The organism is Methylorubrum sp. POS3 (assembly GCF_043352485.1).
Classification (GTDB): Bacteria; Pseudomonadota; Alphaproteobacteria; order Rhizobiales; family Beijerinckiaceae; genus Methylobacterium; species Methylobacterium suomiense.
Window position 1 is genome coordinate 723,371 of the sequence record NZ_JAPRBT010000001.1, and the last position, 17,513, is coordinate 740,883.

At 65.7% G+C, this 17,513-nt stretch carries 15 protein-coding genes and 2 pseudogenes; 6 read left to right on the top strand and 11 right to left on the bottom strand.

All coding sequences use genetic code 11. The features are described from left to right. The first annotated feature begins 14 nt into the window (after positions 1-14). The 3 genes from OWC43_RS03455 to OWC43_RS03465 all read left to right on the top strand — a co-directional run bounded on the left by OWC43_RS03455 (position 15) and on the right by OWC43_RS03465 (position 1,576). Positions 15-710, top strand: coding sequence for a tetratricopeptide repeat protein (locus tag OWC43_RS03455; RefSeq protein WP_393955719.1), 696 nt, complete (start codon positions 15-17; stop codon positions 708-710). Between the two features lie 14 nt (positions 711-724). Further along, positions 725-1,006: a hypothetical protein gene (locus tag OWC43_RS03460; RefSeq protein WP_393955720.1), complete on the top strand. Its 282-nt coding sequence runs from the start codon at positions 725-727 to the stop codon at positions 1,004-1,006. Positions 1,007-1,099: 93 nt separating this feature from the next. After that, positions 1,100-1,576 (top strand): hypothetical protein, encoded by a 477-nt coding sequence (locus tag OWC43_RS03465; RefSeq protein WP_393955721.1) that lies wholly within the window; start codon positions 1,100-1,102, stop codon positions 1,574-1,576. Between the two features lie 464 nt (positions 1,577-2,040). Here the strand turns inward: OWC43_RS03465 and OWC43_RS03470 are convergent, their stop codons facing one another. The 7 genes from OWC43_RS03470 to OWC43_RS03500 form a co-directional block, all read right to left on the bottom strand. Next, a complete protein-coding gene (locus OWC43_RS03470) occupies positions 2,041-4,773 on the bottom strand; it encodes a PAS domain S-box protein (RefSeq protein WP_393955722.1) in 2,733 nt (910 codons plus the stop codon). 283 nt (positions 4,774-5,056) lie between these two features. Continuing rightward, positions 5,057-5,815, bottom strand: coding sequence for an inositol monophosphatase family protein (locus OWC43_RS03475; protein WP_137831351.1), 759 nt, complete (start codon positions 5,813-5,815; stop codon positions 5,057-5,059). Positions 5,816-5,823: 8 nt separating this feature from the next. Continuing rightward, positions 5,824-6,762: a phosphotransferase gene (locus OWC43_RS03480; RefSeq protein ID WP_393955723.1), complete on the bottom strand. Its 939-nt coding sequence runs from the start codon at positions 6,760-6,762 to the stop codon at positions 5,824-5,826. Positions 6,763-6,772: 10 nt separating this feature from the next. Then, on the bottom strand, positions 6,773-7,726 hold the full coding sequence (locus OWC43_RS03485) for a phosphotransferase family protein (protein ID WP_393955724.1): 954 nt from the start codon (positions 7,724-7,726) through the stop codon (positions 6,773-6,775). Then, on the bottom strand, positions 7,723-9,006 hold the full coding sequence (locus tag OWC43_RS03490) for a Zn-dependent hydrolase (protein WP_393955725.1): 1,284 nt from the start codon (positions 9,004-9,006) through the stop codon (positions 7,723-7,725). Before OWC43_RS03490 ends, OWC43_RS03485 begins: the two co-directional genes overlap by 4 nt. Then, the gene (locus tag OWC43_RS03495) at positions 8,981-9,733 is read right to left on the bottom strand and encodes a DeoR/GlpR family DNA-binding transcription regulator (protein WP_137831347.1); all 753 of its coding nucleotides are present in this window, start codon (positions 9,731-9,733) and stop codon (positions 8,981-8,983) included. The genes OWC43_RS03490 and OWC43_RS03495 overlap by 26 nt, the downstream gene beginning before the upstream one ends. Before the next feature lie 142 nt (positions 9,734-9,875). Further along, positions 9,876-11,459: an amidase gene (locus OWC43_RS03500; protein ID WP_393955726.1), complete on the bottom strand. Its 1,584-nt coding sequence runs from the start codon at positions 11,457-11,459 to the stop codon at positions 9,876-9,878. A gap of 349 nt (positions 11,460-11,808) precedes the next feature. Between OWC43_RS03500 and OWC43_RS03505 the strand changes: the two genes are divergently transcribed. Further along, entirely contained in the window at positions 11,809-12,930 is a 1,122-nt protein-coding gene (locus OWC43_RS03505) for a metallophosphoesterase (protein ID WP_393955727.1), read from the top strand. Positions 12,931-13,394: 464 nt separating this feature from the next. Here the strand turns inward: OWC43_RS03505 and OWC43_RS03510 are convergent, their stop codons facing one another. From OWC43_RS03510 to OWC43_RS03525, 4 genes are all read right to left on the bottom strand, one after another. Then, entirely contained in the window at positions 13,395-13,814 is a 420-nt protein-coding gene (locus OWC43_RS03510) for a hypothetical protein (RefSeq protein ID WP_393955728.1), read from the bottom strand. A gap of 348 nt (positions 13,815-14,162) precedes the next feature. Next, the gene (locus OWC43_RS03515; protein WP_393955729.1) at positions 14,163-14,483 is read right to left on the bottom strand and encodes a toxin-activating lysine-acyltransferase; all 321 of its coding nucleotides are present in this window, start codon (positions 14,481-14,483) and stop codon (positions 14,163-14,165) included. Positions 14,484-14,569: 86 nt separating this feature from the next. After that, positions 14,570-15,136, bottom strand: a complete 567-nt coding sequence (locus OWC43_RS03520; RefSeq protein ID WP_393955730.1) for an imm11 family protein — start codon at positions 15,134-15,136, stop codon at positions 14,570-14,572. 439 nt (positions 15,137-15,575) lie between these two features. Continuing rightward, positions 15,576-15,878 (bottom strand): hypothetical protein, encoded by a 303-nt coding sequence (locus OWC43_RS03525; protein WP_393955731.1) that lies wholly within the window; start codon positions 15,876-15,878, stop codon positions 15,576-15,578. 266 nt (positions 15,879-16,144) lie between these two features. Between OWC43_RS03525 and OWC43_RS03530 the strand changes: the two are divergent. Together OWC43_RS03530 and OWC43_RS03535 are read left to right on the top strand one after the other, a co-directional pair. Further along, positions 16,145-16,915, top strand: a pseudogene (locus OWC43_RS03530) (IS5 family transposase); the annotation flags it as partial. Then, positions 16,906-17,355: pseudogene (locus OWC43_RS03535) on the top strand (IS630 family transposase); the annotation flags it as partial. The pseudogenes OWC43_RS03530 and OWC43_RS03535, both read left to right, overlap by 10 nt. Positions 17,356-17,513 lie beyond the last annotated feature (158 nt).

Here is a 17,513-nt window from a genome sequence, read left to right on the forward strand (position 1 = left end):
TTCGGGAGATGATCATGACCCTTGCTCCCATGACCCTTGCCCCCGTGACCCTTGCCCCCGTGACGACCCTCGCCGCGGGGGTCGCGGCGTTCGAGGCGCGCGCCTACGACCGGGCGTGGGCCGTGTTCCGGCCGCTGGCCGAAGCGGGCGATCCCGAGGCACAGGCCTGGCTCGGAGCGCTCTATGCGGGCGGGACCGGTGTGCCCGCCTCCCTGGCACAGGCCTTCGCGTGGTATCGCCGTGCGGCCGAGCAGGGTCACGGCCCGGCCGCCACCAATGTCGGCGCCATGCTGGCGATGGGACAGGGGGTGGCCCAGGACCGGGCCGAGGGCGCGCGCTGGCTGGAGCGCGCGGCGGCGAGCGGCGACGTGCTGGCGGCCTACAATCTCGCCACCCTGCTGGCGAAGGGGGACGGCCTGCCTGCGGACCCGGCCCGGGCCGCAACGCTCTACCGGAGCGCGGCCGAGGCGGGACATTACCCGTCCCAGGCCCGGCTCGGTCATCTCTACGCGCACGGCATCGGCTTAGAGCAGGATCGGATCGAGGCCTTCGCGTGGCTCTCGCTGGCGGCTGGGCACGGCGTCGGCACGGCGCTCACCGCGCTGGAGGCGGTCATCGGCGAGATGTCGGCGGACGAGAAGCGCCAGGGGGCCGCCCGCGCCCAAGCCCGGCGCACCGAGCCCGGCCGCATCGCACCGATCCCGGCCTGAGCGGGGCGCTCGAGATGACCGCCTACAGCGTCCAGCAGATCAAGTTCGAGTTCATCAGCTACGTGAAGGAGTTCGGGGCCGATTTCACCGCCTGGTCCGTGGGCGTGGCCGAAGACGCGCCCGCCGCCCTGTTCGGCGCGCACGGCGTCGATGAGGCCCGCGACATCTGGCTGTGGAAGCCTGCCGTCTCGCCCGCTGCGGCCGCGATGGTGCGCGACTGGATCTGCGGACGCCAGGGCGCGGCGGCGCTTCCGGGCGAGGGCCGCCACGTCTTCCTGTTCCGGCGGGCCGGGTGAGGTTTCGGATCGAAATGGAAGAGGCTTGAAAAGCCGTAGATCGCTCCCGAATTGAGCGTCGCGCCTGCGGTTGGGCGCTCTACGGAGAAGATCATGCCGCACCACGACACCGTTGCCCTTGAGGGCACGATTGAACACGTCTTCGCACATCGTTTCACCCTGACGGCAGACGGTCAGACACACTTGGCCGACTTGACGCCCAAGGGACTTGAGGCGTTCCCGCTGCAGGCGGGACTGCACGTCTCGATCGCGGGCGAGCGCCGCCCCTCCGAGATCAAAGTCACCCGCATCGCCGCTGCCGGCCGTGCCCCGGTGACGATCGAGCACAAGAAGCCCCATCACGGTCCAGGCCACAAATACCCGGACATGCCTGCCGATCCGGGACATGTTCTCGGCGCGGTAAAGGCGGCGGGATGGACACCCGACCAAGAGCTTCGCCGCAAACCGAAGCATTTCGAGGTCTTGGCACGGCAGGACAACGGTCCCTGGACCGAACTGCATGTCGATTTCGCGGGCACGATCTACAAGCGTAAGCCGGCCGACGCGGAGAAATGGGGACTGGCCGTGTGATGCCCCGATTGCGAGGCCTCGAAAGCGGCCTCGCAACGCAGCGCTCGCGGTGACCCTTCATGCGGTTCGGTTGGTTGACCGCGAACGCTCGAGACTCGTCCTGGATGTCGGATCCAGGACGATCCTCCAGGCTCCTGCCCCGCATTGCCTGTTTCCGGAGGCGAGCAGGCTATGAGCATGCGCCCGCCGCTGTCTTCGAACCCGATCGCGTTGATGAAAACGACGAAGTCGAGTTCTGGAAGCCCGCCGTCTCGCCCGCTGCGGCCGCGATTGGATCTGCGCCGCTTCCGGGCGGAGGCCGCCACGTCTTCCCTTCCAAGTCGTGTAAGGCTCAGGACCGAAACCCCATTTCACCGACCCTGCGAGGGGCGGCCCTCGATTCATGCGGGCTCGCGAGAGACCCACTTCCGAACTCACCACGAGCGGACGAATCGCCCAGCTCGGTTCGGTGAACGGGGCCGGGTCTAGCTTGCCAGGAGGCCGCGCTGCGGCGCGCTGATCGTGCAGACGACCCCTGGTGCCGGGTAACGGAGATTCACGGTTCCCTCGAAGCTTCCGGCCAAGCCGCGCTCGATCAACCGTGTACCGAACCCTGTCCGCTTCGGCGCCACCACCGGCGGACCGCCCGCCTCGACCCAGTGCAACGTGACGGTCGCGTCATCGCCGCCCCCATCGGCGGTGCAGGTGATCGTGACATGGCCATCCGCGCTGGACAGCGCGCCATACTTGGCGGCGTTGGTGGCCAGCTCGTGCAAGATCAGCGACAGCGACAGCGCCGCCTTGGAGCCGACCATCACGGGCGGGCCATGGAGGCTGAACCGATCGGGGCGGTCGCGGTGGATGTCGATCGCATTCTCGATCACGTTCGCCAGCGGTGCTTTCGACAGGGACCCGCCGAGCAGGAGATCGTGCGACTTGCCGAGGGCGATCAGCCGATTGGCCAGCACATCCCGGGCGGTGTCCAGATCGGCAGCGCCGCGCATCGTCTGCGTGGCGATCGATTGGACCATCGCCAGCATGTTCTTCATGCGGTGGCTGAGCTCGTGATTGAGCAGGCGCTGCTGCGCTTCCGCCTCGACGCGGGCGATGGCCGATCGGGTGCGGTCGACGACGTTGCGCACGAAGGCGATGTCCTCGGGCGACCAATCCCCTGCCTCGGGCTTCAGCGCGTAGAACATGGCGACGAACCGGCCCTGCTCCAGGACCGGGAGATTCAGGAGCCCGCGGGCGTTGATGGACGCGAGGGCCTCGGCATCGCCCCCGGTCCGGGGGTCGCGACGGACATCGCCGATGACGACATCGCGGCCTGCTTTGAGGTCTTCGATGTAAGAGCCGTAGTCGCGGAAGCGATGGAGCCCGGAGACGTCGGTCAGGCCCGGCGCGGTCCATGCCTGCGCCACCGAGATCGTCTCCGCGTCCGGATCGACCTGTCCGTAACCGGCATGGCTCAGACCCAGCGTGCGCCCCATGATCTCGGCGGCGATCCCACTGATGTCCTCTTGCTGCGTGACGTCGCGCAATCGGTCACCGAGTTCGGTCGTCGCCGCGCGGCGCGCCTCGGCCTGCTTGCGCTCCGTGATATCGAGAAACAGCGCCACCAGCCGCCGGTCGTCCTGCTTGCTCGCGCGCACCTCGAACGCTCGACGCAGCTCGGGAATGTCGATTTCGAAATTCTCGGGCTGGCCGGTTTCCACCACGCGCGCATAGGTGTCGATCAGACCTTGCGGGATATCCGGCAGGAGATCGCGCATCGTCCGTCCGGCGCTGTCGGCGGGTAGTTCGGTCAGACTGGCGAAGGCCGGGTTCACCTCCACCAACCGGAAATCCACCGTCCCCGCGTCGCCATCGTGGATCATCTCTGCGCTGAAAAAGCCCTCCTGCATGCCCTCGAACAGGCGGCGCCAGCGTCCTTCGCTCTCCGCGAGGCGACCTTCGACGGCTTTTTGGTCGGTGATGTCGCGGGAGATCGACAGGATCTTCTCGGGTCGACCATCCGCCCCCAGGATCGGCGTGACCTGCACGTCCCACCATTTCGGCGTGCCGAGATAGGTGTCGGCGGCCCCCTGGAAGTGACCGATGCCGCCGGCCCTCGCCGCATCGAGCGCCGCGAGGGCATCAAAGTGCCCCTGGTCCTGCCAGAAGTCGGGCCACGGACAGCCCTTGATGTGATTGAAGTCGCTGACCTCCATCACCCGCATGCCGCCTTCGCTCATGAAGGTCAGGCCGCCGTCGAGGTCCAGGACTTTGATACAGTCGGCAGACGACGCCAGCACACTGCGCATGAACTCGGCATCGGCCTGATACTTGATGGCGTTGTGGCGCTCCTCCGTGCGGTCGCACATCGCCTTGACGTAACCCTGATGCGCCCCGTCCATCCCGCGCAGCGCGGTCATGTCGCCCACCGCGTAGAACCGGCCGCCATCCTTGCGCAGGTGCCAGCGCACATCCTCGGCATGGCCGTCGCGGAGAACGATCGCCATTTCCTCTTGCGCACGACCATTGGCCCGGTCTTCGGGCGTGAAGATCCGCTCGATGGCCTGCCCGCGGATCTCATCGGCCGACCAGCCCAGGATGCGCTCGGCCCCCACGTTCCAGTCGGTCACCCGACCTTCGGTGTCCGTGACGATGATCGCCATCTCGCTGGCGCTGTTGAAGATCGCGCGCTGCCGCTCCTCGCTCTCGATCCATCGCCGCCGGTTGCGGTGCGCTTCGGTGACGTCGATCTGGCTGCCGAAGCGGTAGCGCAGCCGGCCCTCGCCGTCGAAGACGGGTCCGATGAAGAGGGCGTTGACGAAGGGCGTGCCGTCGCGGCGGTGATTGGTGATTTCGGTCTTCAGGTCACGGTTTTCACGGAGAGCGGCGCGGATCTCGTCGATGCGGTCAGGCTCGGTGTCCGGCCCCTGGAGAAAGCGGCAATTGCGCCCCACCACCTCGTCGATGCCGTAGCCCGTGAGGTCGAGGAAGGCGCGGTTGGTGAAGACGATCGGGTCGTCGTCCTGATTGGGATCCGTCAGGATCATCGGCAGGCCGGTCTTGTCGACGGCGGAGAACAGCACGTCGGCATTGGCCGCGGACGAGTGCGGCCGTGGGCTGGACGTCTCCGGACCGCCATCGGGCCGCTCGCCCAGCTTCGCCCTCAGGCGCAGAATCTCGGCCTCAAGCTCCTCGCGCGAGAGCTCGTGCAAATCACTGTCCATCGAGAGTTGAGCCCGCCCCCCTGGCGATCGCCGTCGTCCCAGGAGGGTCGTGATAGCGTAGCGCCGACGCATCGTCACGTCGGAGGTGGAATCAGCGGCTATCGGAAGCGGCTCATCTAGTATCGCGCCCTGGGTGGTCGACAAAGAACCGCATTCGCGATGGGTCGACGGCTGTTGAGACGGCCATGCGTCGGCTGTCGATCGTCCGTTCTCGGATGACCGCGGCAAGGCTCGCCCCGCACCGTCAGCAGCCCTTCGCACGGTCGAGCCCATGGGGTTTGACCTATCCCGCGAGCCGGTCCAGGGCATCGAGGTGAAGCGTCGGGTTGGCGGCGGCCAGAACCCGGCCGTCGAAGTCCGGCCCGAGCGGCTGGCCCTGCCAATCGGTGATGACGCCGCCCGCGCCCTCCACCACCGGCACCAGCGCGAACACGTCGTAGATCGCGAGCCCCGCCTCGACGACGAGATCGCAATGGCCCGAGGCGAGCAGGCCGTAGGCGTAGCAATCGCCGCCGTAGCGGCGCAGGGCCGCCCGCTCGCTCAACCGCGCGACGGCGGCGTCGTCCTCGCCCTCGAAGCGGTCGGGCGAGGCGATGAACATCCGCGCCTCGGACAGCCGTCGCCGGCTGGTCCGGGCCGGGGCGTCGCCGAACCAGGTCTGCCCGCCCGCGCCGTGCCAGCGCTCGCCGAGGATCGGCATGTCGATGACGCCGAGCACGGGGCGTCCCGCCTCGGCCAGCGCGATCAGCGTGCCGAACAGGGGCAGGCCGGCGATGAAGCTCTTGGTGCCGTCGATCGGGTCGATCACCCAGGTGCGCGCGGCGCGCAGGTCGCCGCCCTCCTCCTCGCCGAGAATGCCGTGGGACGGGTAGGTCCGGCGGATCTCGGCGCGCAGCAGCGCCTCGATTCCCCGGTCGGCCTGGGTGACCGGGCTCGCATCGGCCTTGGCCTCGACGGCGAGCGGGGTGCGGAAATGCGCCCGCGCCAGCGGACGGGCGAGGTCGGCCAGGTGCAGGGCGAAGGAGAGGAGATCCGGGTGCATCGATCCGCTCACAGCCGCCGCAGCCAGCGCGCCCAATCCGAATGGTGGAACTGGGTGCGGGCGCGCATGTGCTTCCAGGTGCCGTACTTGTAGAAGTCGAAATCGAGCGTCGAGACCGCCTCCTGGATCATCGCCCAGGTGGCCCATTTCAAATCGGCCAGCGCCTTCAGCACGTTGATGCGCGCTTCCATCGCCGGATCGAGCCGGCCGAAATAGGCCTCGATCATCTCCCGCTCGACCGTCTCGGGGAACGCCATCTCGGTGAACCACAGGGCGATCTCGTAGGCGCGCTCGTTGTTCGAGGCGTATTCGAAATCGACCAGCATGATGTGGCCCCCGGGGCCGATCATGAAGTTGCCCGCGAGGGTGTCGTTCATGCAGGGCACGAGGTCGAGGCCGGCCGCCGTCAGCGCCGCCTTGGCCTCGGCGAAGCCGCGCATCAGGAAGGCGAAGTCCGGCGGCACCCGGCCGCCGACCTCCGCAACCTGCGCGACGTGCTCCTCGATCATGTCGAACACGGTCTTGGTCAGGCTCAGCGGCGCGGCGTCGTTGAAGGCGCGCAACGCCCACACGGCGTTGCGGCGGATGGCGGGATCGAGGAAGTCGAGATTGGTCGAAGCCCGGTATCCGTCGACGAAGGCGAAGATCTCGACGCCGTCCTCCGGCAGGTAGCCGTGCACGGCGGGGCCGAAGCCGCAGGAATGCGCCCGGCGGCTCGCCTCGTTGGCGTGATCGCGGGAGATGAACATCTCGGTGCCGCGGCCCGGCACCTTGACGAAGTAGTCTTGGGCCTCGCCGGTCGAGACGCGCCAGTTGGTGTTGCTGATCCCCCCCGTCACCGGGCGGTAGCGCAGCCGCCGCTCCCGCCAATCGGGAAAGCGGGCGAGCACCGCCTCGACGGCGCGTTCCGACGGGCTGCGTCCCGCCCCGTGCTCGATCCAAGTCATGGCCGCTCCCTCAGACTGCGCGCAGCCATGTCTCGAAATCCCGCTGCGCCAGGGTGGTGCGGGCGCGCAGCAGCCGCCACTGCCCGTATTTGAAGAATTCGATGCCCGGTCGCGTCGAGGTGATGGCGCGGGTGATTCCCCACAAACCCCACATCAGATCGTCGACGAAGCCGTAGAGCCGGGTGCGCGCGAACAGGGCCTCGCGGCAGCTGCCCGCGCAATGCTCGATCAGGACGCGGCGATCCCCGTCGAACTCGTAGACCTCGTTCAGCAATGCGCCGATGTCGAACCAGGGATCGTTGTCGCCGGCGAGATCGAAATCGACGAGTTGCACGCCGCCCGCGCCGTCGAGCATCACGTTCGAGGCGATGCCGTCGTTGTGGCAGAAGACAGGATCAAAACCCGCCGCCGTGATCGCCCCGCGCGCGAGATCGGACGCGGCCAGAAGCCGGTCGAGGTCGCTCGGCAACGGCGCCCCGGCGCGACGCGCCTCGCCGCCCAAGGCCGCCACGCGGTCGAAGGGCGAGACGGCGTGGCCGAACGGTCCCGATTCATGCAGCGATGCCTTGGCATCGAGCACGCGGGCCGTGACCGCATGGGGCTGGAGATCGCCGACGCGGGCGTAGCGCCACGGTTCGGGCAGCCAGTCGAGCGCCAGGACGCCCGCGCCGCCGGCGATCACCGCCGGTCCGACGCCGCAGGCGGCGGCCCGCATCGCCGCCGCCTCGGCCCAGGGCAGCACGTCGCCGGCCATGTCGTCGTGGCGGAGCTTGAGGAAGGCGGCCCCCCTCCCCTCGATCTCGACGCGCACACAATCGGCGGCGACCGCGCGATGGGTGGGCGAGGCGACCGGGGCGGCGGCGAGCGCGTAGCGGCCGGGGCGGGCGCCCCAGCCGGGAATGCCGGCAATGGCCGCCTCGATGCGGCTCTCGAACGGGTTCGACGCGCAGCCGATGGCGATCATGCGAATTCTCCCCGGAGCGCGCGGTCCGGCGACCCGGCGGCCCGGCACAGGCGGCGGGCGGCGCGCGTGAGCACCGCGACCCCCGCCTCCAGGTCGTGCGGCGCCGTCGCCTCGGCCTCGTTGTGGGCGATGCCGCCGAGGCTCGGCACGAAGATCAGCCCCGTCGGGCAGCGGTCGAGCAGGCTCAAGGCATCGTGGCCCGCCACGGTGTCGAGGCGCCGGCAGGACAGACCCTCCGCCTCGGCGCAGGCGACGACGAGGTCGCTCACCGCCGCCGGAAGGGCACGGATGCCCCGCAACTCCCGTGCCGGGATCGACACCGCGACGCCGGCCCGCTCGGCCGCCGCCGCGAAGGCGGCCTCGGCGAGGGCCGTCGCCTCGGCGAGCACCGCGTCGTCGGCCGATCGCAGCTCCGCCGCGATCTCGACCCGGGCCGGAACGACGTTGGCGGAGTTCGGCGCGACCTGGATGCGCCCGACCGAGCTGTGCAGCCGTCCCGGAAATCGGTCGGCGAGAGCGCGAAGGTCGGCGATGGCGTAGGCCGCCCCGAGCAGGGCGTCGCGGCGGTCCGCCATCGGAGCCGGACCGGTATGGGCCTGCGCGCCAACGAACACCGCATCGAGCTTGGCCGCCCCCCAGTTGCGGGTCACGGCGCCGATCACCGCGCCGGCCTCCTCCAGCACGCGCCCCTGCTCGACATGGAGTTCGAGATAGCAGGCCGGCATCGGCGGCGGGGTGTCGGTGCCGGCATAGCGGATGGCCGAGAGGGCCTGCCCGAGGGTCAGGCCCGTCTCGTCCCGGAGGGCCAGCACGGCCTGTGCGTCGCGGCGCCCGGCATAGACGCCGCTGCCCAGCAGACTCGGGCGGTAGCGCGCGCCTTCCTCCCCGGTCCAGTTCACGACGCAGAGATTGGCCGAGAAGGGCTGTCCCGCGGCCGCCTCCCGCGCCAGCGCCTCGGCGGCGAGGATGGCCGCCGCGACGCCATAGGTGCCGTCGAGGCGGCCGGACCGCGCCTGGCTGTCGAGATGGGAGCCCAGCATGACCAGCGGGGCGTCCGGATCCCGCGTGAGCCGCAGCAGCCCGAACTGGTTGCCGACCCGATCGACCCGGATCTCGGCGTCCAGGCGCCGAAGGCAGTCCCTCAGGAGATCGCGGGCCTGCCCGTCCTCGGGGCTCGCAGCGAGCCGGGTGATGCCGCCGCTGCCGGTCGCCCCGCAGGCCGAGAAGGCCGCGAGCAGCGCGTGGATGCCCGCATCAGGTGCAGATGATGTCGGTGTCATGCCGGGCGAACCGATCCGCGAAGGGCTCGGGCGGCGGCCGGTCGGTCACCAGGGTGAGGGGCGTGGCGAGGTCGAAGGTCTGGAGATTCGCCTGGCGCCCGAACTTCCGGGAATCGGCGAGCAGCACCGCCCGCCGGCTCTGCCCGCGCAGGGCCCGGCGCAGGACGGATTCGTGCTCCTCGTAGTCCATCCACCCCTGCGCGAGATCGCAGGCGGCGATCCCCATCACCGCGAGATCGAAGAAGTGGCGCCGGGCGTAGTCGACGGTGTCGTAGCCGACGAGGGCATTGTCCTTCGGCCGGAGGGTGCCGGGCGTCAGGTTGATCCGCGCCGGGCTGTCGGCGAGCAGCAGGGCAATATCCAGGGAGTTCGTGGTCACGGTGAGCTTGCGGGTGGTCAGGCGCCGGGCGAAGGCCAGCGTCGTGGTGCCGGTGTCGACGAAGATCGACATGCCGTCCTCCACCAGCCCCTCGGCGATCGCGGCGACGCGTCCCTTCTCGCGACTGTTGAGTTGGCTGCGTTCCACGAGCGGGCGCTCCTGATCGAGCCGCGGCAGCACCGCGCCGCCGTGGATGCGCCGCAGGAGGCCGCGCTCCTCCAGCATCTTCAGGTCGCGCCGGATCGTCTCGTCGGAGACCGCCAGAGCCGCCGCGATGCTGGTCACGCCGACCCGCCCGGTCTGGGCGAGTTGCGAGAGAATCTCCTCGTGGCGATGATCGGTCAGCATCCCGGCCCTTTCCGCGTTCGGGGCCAGGATAGCGGCGCGGCCGTCGTTCGGTCGCGCGCGATCTTTGCGCATTCACAAGGCAGGATGCCGCCGAAGGACGCGGAAGCGGGGCGAGACGGGTCGCGGGCATCGGGCGCGCCGCTCAGGCGTCGAGGGTGGGGGCGCGGCGGTGATGCGTCGCCTGCTCGTAGGCGTAGGCGCAGGCGAGGAGGTCACCCTCGCTCCACATCCGGCCGACGAAGATGAGGTTGAACGGCGAACCGGAGGCATAGGCCCCCGCCGGCAGCGTCACGCCGGGGAGACCCGCGATGTTGATCTCGCAGACCGTGGTCTCCAGCAGCGTCCCCGGCCCGTGGAGCGGCGGCAGCTCGGCCCGCATCTGCGGGAAGACCAGGGCATCGAGCCCGTGCGCGTCCATCACCCGGTCGAACAACGCGAGATAGGCCTCGCGGGCGGCGAGGAAGTCCGAGAGGTCCGGCGGACGCGCCGGATCGGCGAGGCAGGGAGCGAGCTGGCGCAGATTCGTGATCGGGTGCAGCACGCCGCCGGGCGCGAAGGCGTCCTCGCCCCGCGTCGCCTCGGCCAGGGCCGCGAAGCTCCTGAGGGCGACGTCGGGCCCCATCCGCTCGAGATAGAGCTGGAGGTCGAACGGCGCGGATTCGAAGCCGCGGGCGTCGAAATAGACGAGCCCCGGCGTCGGCTCGGCCAGCGCGGAGAAGCCCGTATCGGCGAAGGGGTCGGGCACCAGGGTCGCGCCGGCGGCCGTCAGTTCGTCCTGCGCCCGGCCGTAGAGGGCGGCGGCCTCCTGCGAGAGCGGCAGATCCCGCCAGCCGGGCCCGTACAGGCCGAGGCGCTTGCCCGCCAGGGCATCGGCGGTCAGGCCGGCGGTGTATCCGCCCGCCGGGCGCTTGCCGATGCCCGCGACCGTCTTGGGATCGGCGGCGCTGTAGCCGGCGAGCGCGTCGAGGGTGAGCGCGGCGTCCCGCACGCAGCGGGCGATCGGGCCGACCACGTCGCGGGTCGAGCCCGCGAGCGGCATCACGCCCGCATTGGGCACGAGGCCGAAGCTCGGCTTGATGCCGACCAAGCCCTGCGCCGAAGCCGGATTCTGGATCGAGCCGCCGGTCTCCTCGGCGAGCCCGAGGACCGCGAGGCTCGCGGCGACGGCCGTCGCGGTGCCGGCGCTGGACCCTCCCGGGATGCGGTCGGGGGCGGCCGGGTTGAGGGTGGGGCCGGCCCAGCTGTCGTTGGCGTGGCTGCCGGTATGGCTCAGCACCGGCACGTTGGTCTTGCCGAGGATGACGCAGCCGGCCTCGCGCATCCGCGCCGTCACGGGGGCATCGGTGGCCGGGATCAGGTCGACGCCGCCGGAGGCCGCGCAGAGGAAGTGCCAGCCGCCGGTGCTCGGCAGCCCGGCCATGTCCATGGTGTCCTTGATGACCACCGGCACGCCGGCGAGCGGACCCAGGGTCTCGCCCGCCGCCCGTCGGGCGTCGATGGCGCGGGCCTCCGCGATCGCCTGCGGATTCATCACGATGAGCGCGTTGTAGCGCGGATTGTAGCGGTCGATCCGGTCCAGGAAGGCGCGGGCCAGCGCCTCGGCGGTCACCGTACCCCCGTCGAGCGCCCGCCGGACATCCTCGACCGTCATCTCGACGAGGCGCGCGGCGAGAGCCTCTCCGGTTTCGGCGAAGGCTTCGGTCTCGTGTCGCGCGGTCTCTGGCATCGGGGTCTCGCCTGTCGAAGGGTCTCGATCGCGGGCGACGCTTCCCATCGAGGGCGGCGCGGTCCGCACGGTCATGTCCGACCCCGATCAGCAAGGCTTATGCCACAAAAACCACAAATCCCTCGCAGGGCCTCGGAACATGCCGGGCGGCGTCGCGAGCCATGGAACAGCGCATGGGGCCGAACCGGGCTCCCGCCGTCGCATCGCGTCGCGGCGGCACCCGCCGATCCCGAACGCTGAGTGCAGCCATCCTGCCTCGACAGGCTTTCCCCGCGGACGCGAGGCCGGCCCCGTGCCTCAATCCGCGCCAAGCTTTAAGCGCGGGGTTCCGCTCGCCATGTAGGGGCGCATGATCCGCCTGATCCCCAGCCTGCCCGCCCTCTACGTCGTCGCGCGGGTGGTGTGGCCGAGTCCCTGGCCGCTCGCGCTCAAGCTCGGCCTGACCGCCCTCCTGCTCGCCGCCTCCCAGTATCACCTGTGGAGCCGCCTCTCCTCCGGATCGGTCTTCGCGCCGGAATTCCCGCGCCCGGTGGTGATCCTGTTCAACCTCGCCTTCGGCGCCCTCGCATTGGCCTTACCCATGCTCCTCGCCCTCGATGCCGCGGCGCTGGTCGGCGCGGTCCTGCCCGGAACCGGTTTCGCGGTCCCCCTTGCCTGGCGCATCGCCGCCCTCCTCGTGGCCGTGGCGCTGGCGGCGGTGGCCGTGTCGCAGGCCGTGCGGGTGCCGCCGACGAAGGACGTCACGGCGGCCCTCCCGAACCTGCCCCCCGGCTTCGACGGCTACACGATCCTGCATCTCTCGGACCTGCACATCAGCCGCCTGTTCCCGGCGGCGTGGACGCAGGCCGTCGTCGCCCGCGCCAACGATCTCGGGGCCGACCTGATCGTGGTGACGGGCGACTTCATCGACGGATCGCTCGCGGCCCGGCGGAACGACGTCGCGCCGCTGCGCGCCTTGCGGGCGCGGGACGGCGTGTGGGCCGTGCCGGGCAACCATGAGCACTTTTTCGATTTCGACGGCTGGATGCGCCATCTCGCCGGGCTCGGGATCCGCATGCTCCCCAATGCCCACACGGTTCTGAGGCGCGGCGGCGACGCGCTCGTACTGGCGGGCGTGACCGATCGCTCGGCGCCCGCCACGGGCCATGCCGGCCCCGACCTCGCCGCCGCCCTGGCCGGCGCGCCCGCCGGTGCACCGATCGTGCTGCTGGATCACCAACCGGCCAACGCCGCTCGCGCGGCCGCACACGGGGTGGGACTGCAATTGTCGGGTCACACCCATGGCGGCATGATCCGCGGACTCGACCGGCTCGTGGCCCGCGGCAATGCCGGTTTCGTCTCGGGTGCGTACCGGATTGGGGCGATGCTGCTCTATGTCAACAACGGCACCGGGCTCTGGCCGGGCTTCGCACTCCGGCTCGGCCGCCCGTCCGAGTTGACGCGGATTACTTTGCGGGGCTCGGCTTCATGAATTCCAAACCGTTCACAGATATGAATCTATGAAAATTCATCTTCCACTTGTCGCAGCGTATAAGCTGCAAGGCCGAAACGCTGTCGATTTGACTATATTGATACACTTGTCAACTATCAGAAAGCAATACGGCACTAATAAACGATGAATATATTCGGGCAAGATCTTAAATCATCTAGGAAATTTTGAGTACTTACTCCACCACAAGAGTCATCGTACTGCACCCATTTTAGAGTAATGTGCTGTTTTTCCCAACCCTGAGCACCATCTCGCGAACGTGATCAAATTCCGTTGCACCGATCCTTGCAAACACAACCGACCGAACATCTATGTTTCGGCAGTTTTAAAAATCAATATTTATTTCAGCAGGCAATCTTGAGCACCTAACTAATGAGAATTGCACACGTCTCAGTACGCTGCTACCATATGAAAGTTGTTTTATTAAATCATATCACATTCACAAATCATTCGATAATCCTACACTCCTTTAACATAAATACGTCTCTAATTCCGCTTAGTTTTATACGGGAAACAAGTCGGTCACTTACGAACAATGTGGAATAGATTTTTTCTTCAACCCAAATGTCGAACTCATCGAGTGATTCAGCAAGTAAGGCAACATCCCCATCAGCTGCCCAGTTTTCAACAAACCAAATTTCTTTTTGTGTATCCTCATTATAAACTACAATTTCTACATTTTTACTCAAATTTGAAACGAATGTGTTTTTCTTGCAACCTAAATTAACAAAGTAATAGTCATGTGAAGTCTCAGTCTGCAAATCGGAATCTAGAATCGGGAATTTTATCAAACTCCCATTCCCTAGGTTTGAATGAAACATAATATTAGCTAAATCATGTTTTACCGCAATAAACCCACTAATCAAAAATATATCACCAATTTGATCGAACCACTTTTTTTTAATTAATGCCGCCTTCTCCGGGAATGCGCTCCGATCCAGCGTATTTCCAGATGCATATTGTTTAACAAAATCAGATCTTTCTCACTGATTATTACGCATATCGATCCAATCGCTATCCATATACTTATAACAAAGCCCTACTTTCGAACCAACTTCTGAAGATTTTGCCACGTTCGTGAAGTATACCTTTGCATTCATGCGATGCTCCAGCTCTTTCAATATTATCCAAGGCTGCTTTACAACTTAGCAAATCTATAGTAACAATGAAATTTTACAATTATTTGGCCCCATTAATATCATTGTTATTTAATATTACGGATCAACCAACTGCGCCACAACCGGATGCACCCGCACCGGATGGCACTGCACCACTTGTCGAAAGTTCTTCAGAACCGCCGTCGCCACCCACGGCGACGGCGCGATCACATCCAGCAGCCACGCCGTTTCCCCGCTCGTCCAGTCTTCCGGCTTCAGCCGGATCGGGAACACCCGGGCCTGAATCTGCTCGCGGATCTTGGCATCGACCGCGCCGGACACGCTCGCCCAGATGGCGATCCCGGCCGTTTCCTCCAGGCGCCCCTCGCCGCCCGTGCGCGCCAGGGCGATCCCGTCCCGCGTCAACGGTTCGATCACGGGGGCAGCAGATCCGACACGGCCAGGTGCTGGTATCGCGGCAGGCCGACCAGCGTAAGCGCTCGTTGTATCATTTGACGATATAATCATATCGAGTCCATCTTATAGTGTTTGAATATTTTTAAATTTTGCCTTTTTATTTCGTTGCAAAGCTGGTCAGAGATTAATATTCGCGGAGAACTCAGTTTTTTCTCCCTCCAGATACTTCTGCCACCTACGACACTGCTGTCAATACAGAGATTTTTGTATACTTTCATTGTATTATCTTCAGCAAAATATGATCTGCCGTTTGTTTTTGTGTAAAATCCAGAACTTTTTTTCGGCTTGAAGCTGTCGATGAAGTGAGAAATTGCAAATCCAAAATAATCCTTTTCAGTTTTGTTTCCGGTTTTTAGGTAGATGTTTATTGGCCAGAACCGATGCGTATTTGGCTCAAGACGCTCGATAAGAGTCTTCAAGTCGGTATCAACTGCTATAATTCGATTTTCCAGCTCTAATAATGATCCAAATTTTTTCTGCAAACTCATAACATAGAAATCGGTAGGGTACTCCTTTTCAGCGATTTTCTCCGGATCATCAATAAATTTATTGATAACATCAATAAAATATTCAGAGAACGAACTTTCATAGGCCTCTGTATGTTCGCCTCCCATAGTGCCATTGAAAATTTTTCTAATATTATCTTTCCAATGAATAAAGCTGCCCTGTAAGAATCATTGGCCAAAATTTGTTTGATTGACGAGGCCCCATGTCATCGAATCGTCCCTTCGGCCAAACAATTCAGGTGATTCTGTCACGTTTGATCAAATAACGGCTCAGCTTCGAGCGACGCCAAATCGACCAACTGCGCCACAACCGGGTGCACCCGCACCGGACGGTCCTGCACCACCTATCGGAAGTTCTTCAGAACCGCCGTCGCCACACGTTGCGACGGCGCGATCACATCCAGCAGCCACGCCGTTTCCCCGCCCGTCCAGTCTTCCGGCTTGAGCCGGATCGGGTAGGCCCGAGGCCAGTTTTGCGCCAGACAGCTTGCTCCTGCAATCATCGAGCGGAGGCCCGGTTCGGGGGGACGAGTCGTTCGACGTCCCGTCAATGGTGAGCGTGCGCCGGTGCCGGGCTGTGCATCATGTTGTGGTTCATGTTGGCCATGATCCAGACCGAGCCGCCGATCAACAGCACCACGAACAGCACACCGAAGGCCAGAGCCAGGAAGTTGCTGGTGTTGTCCGCCTGGGTAATGAGATATAGAATATGAAATCGGCAGTGAAGATCCATCAATTTCGAGACGACAATCATCAAATCTATAGATAATATCAGCGCCCATCGATCCAGGTGGTAGATCCCGCCAGTCGGTCGCGCAGGCTGTATGTAAATCCGGAAGGGCACGTCCATCCATGCTATGCCGAAGCCGGTCTTGGATGACCACGACAGGTACCAGATCGTTGCGTGATACGCGTAGAGGCAGGCGCCGAGTGCCGGCAGGGTGTGCGCGCCTGTAAAAGACGAAGATCTCCACCTCGTCCTCGACTGACAACACCTTGGACCTGCGAAGAGCGCTTCCTTTAGGTCACCACCTTCTTCGTATTGATGCGGTAGTGAGCCGCCAGCACCCTAGAGTCTGTTATGGACGTGCTGGCTGGGGGCTCAGATGATAGGTCATGAGCCAGTCCCGGAAAGTCTACCCGTCTGATGTGTCCGATGACGAATGCGCGCTGGTCGCCCCGTATCTGACGCTGGTGCGTGAGGATGCGGGCCAGGGTGCGCACCCGTTGCGGGAGGTGTTCAATGGGCTGCGCTATGTGGTGAAGGCGGGCGCACCGTGGCGCTGGATGCCCCACGTCCTGCCGCCGTGGGCGGCGGTCTACCAGCAGGCGCAGCGATGGCTGTCGGCGGGCCGCTTCGAGCGACGAGCCGAGGACCTTCACGCCGTGTTGGGCTTGGCAGCCGGATCCGAGGCCGAGCCGTCGGCGGCCATCCTCGACAGCCGAACGCTGCGGGCGACGCCCGAGAGCGGTGAGCGGGCCGGTTACGACGGGGCCAAGCGCAAGCAGGGCTCGAAGCTGCATATGGCGGTGGACGCGCTCGGCCATTTCCTGGCCCTGCACGTCTGGCCCTGCACGTCACGCCCACCAACGCCGATGACCGCGCCCAGGTCGCACATCTCGCCAAGGCCGTGCAGGCGGCCACCGACGACTGCGTGAAAATCGCCTTCGTCGATCAGGGCTACACCGGAGAGAAACCAGCCACAGCCGCGCGCAAGCACGGCATCGAACTGGAGGTCGTGAAGTTGCCCGAAGCCAAAGGCGGCCCTCATCCTGAGCCTGTCGCAGGACGTGCTGCTGCCCCGGCGCTGGGTCGTGGAGCGCTCCTTCGCCTGGGCCACTCGCTTCCGCCGGCTCGTCAAAGACTACGAGCGCTATGCCGCCTCGCCGTTCCGCACGGGCACGACAAGACCACCACCATTACCGCCGCCCTGCGCAGCGATGGCCTGTGTGCCACTGCCCTGTTCGACAGAGCCACCAACGGCACACGCTTCCGAGCCTACGTCACCGACACGCTCGTGCCCGTGCTCGGGCCCGGCGACACCGTCATCCTCGACAACCTGCAGGCTCACAAGGTCGCGGGTGTGCGCGAGACCATCGAGGCCGCCGGAGCGAGGCTGTTCTACCTCCCGCCCTACAGCCCGGACTTCAATCACATCGAGCAGATCTTTGCCAAGCCGAAGGCTCTGTTGCGAACGGCAGCTGCCCGCACGGTCTCCGACCTGTGGCACGCCATCCGACTGGCTTTTGCTCGCTTCGCGGCAGACGAGTGCCGCAACGCCCGCGCCGCCGCCGGCTACGAAACCGACTTGTGCGTTGCTACGTGAACGGGCACGGCTCTAGCCTAAGGCCAGAGCGAAGCTCGTACGATCCACGATGCAATTGGCCGGATTGGTGACATCCCCGGTGACCTTGCCCCCTGGCCTGCCCTCGTTCTGCAGCTAGGGTCCGTCGATCAGGAGACGGACGATGAAGAAAAGCCGGT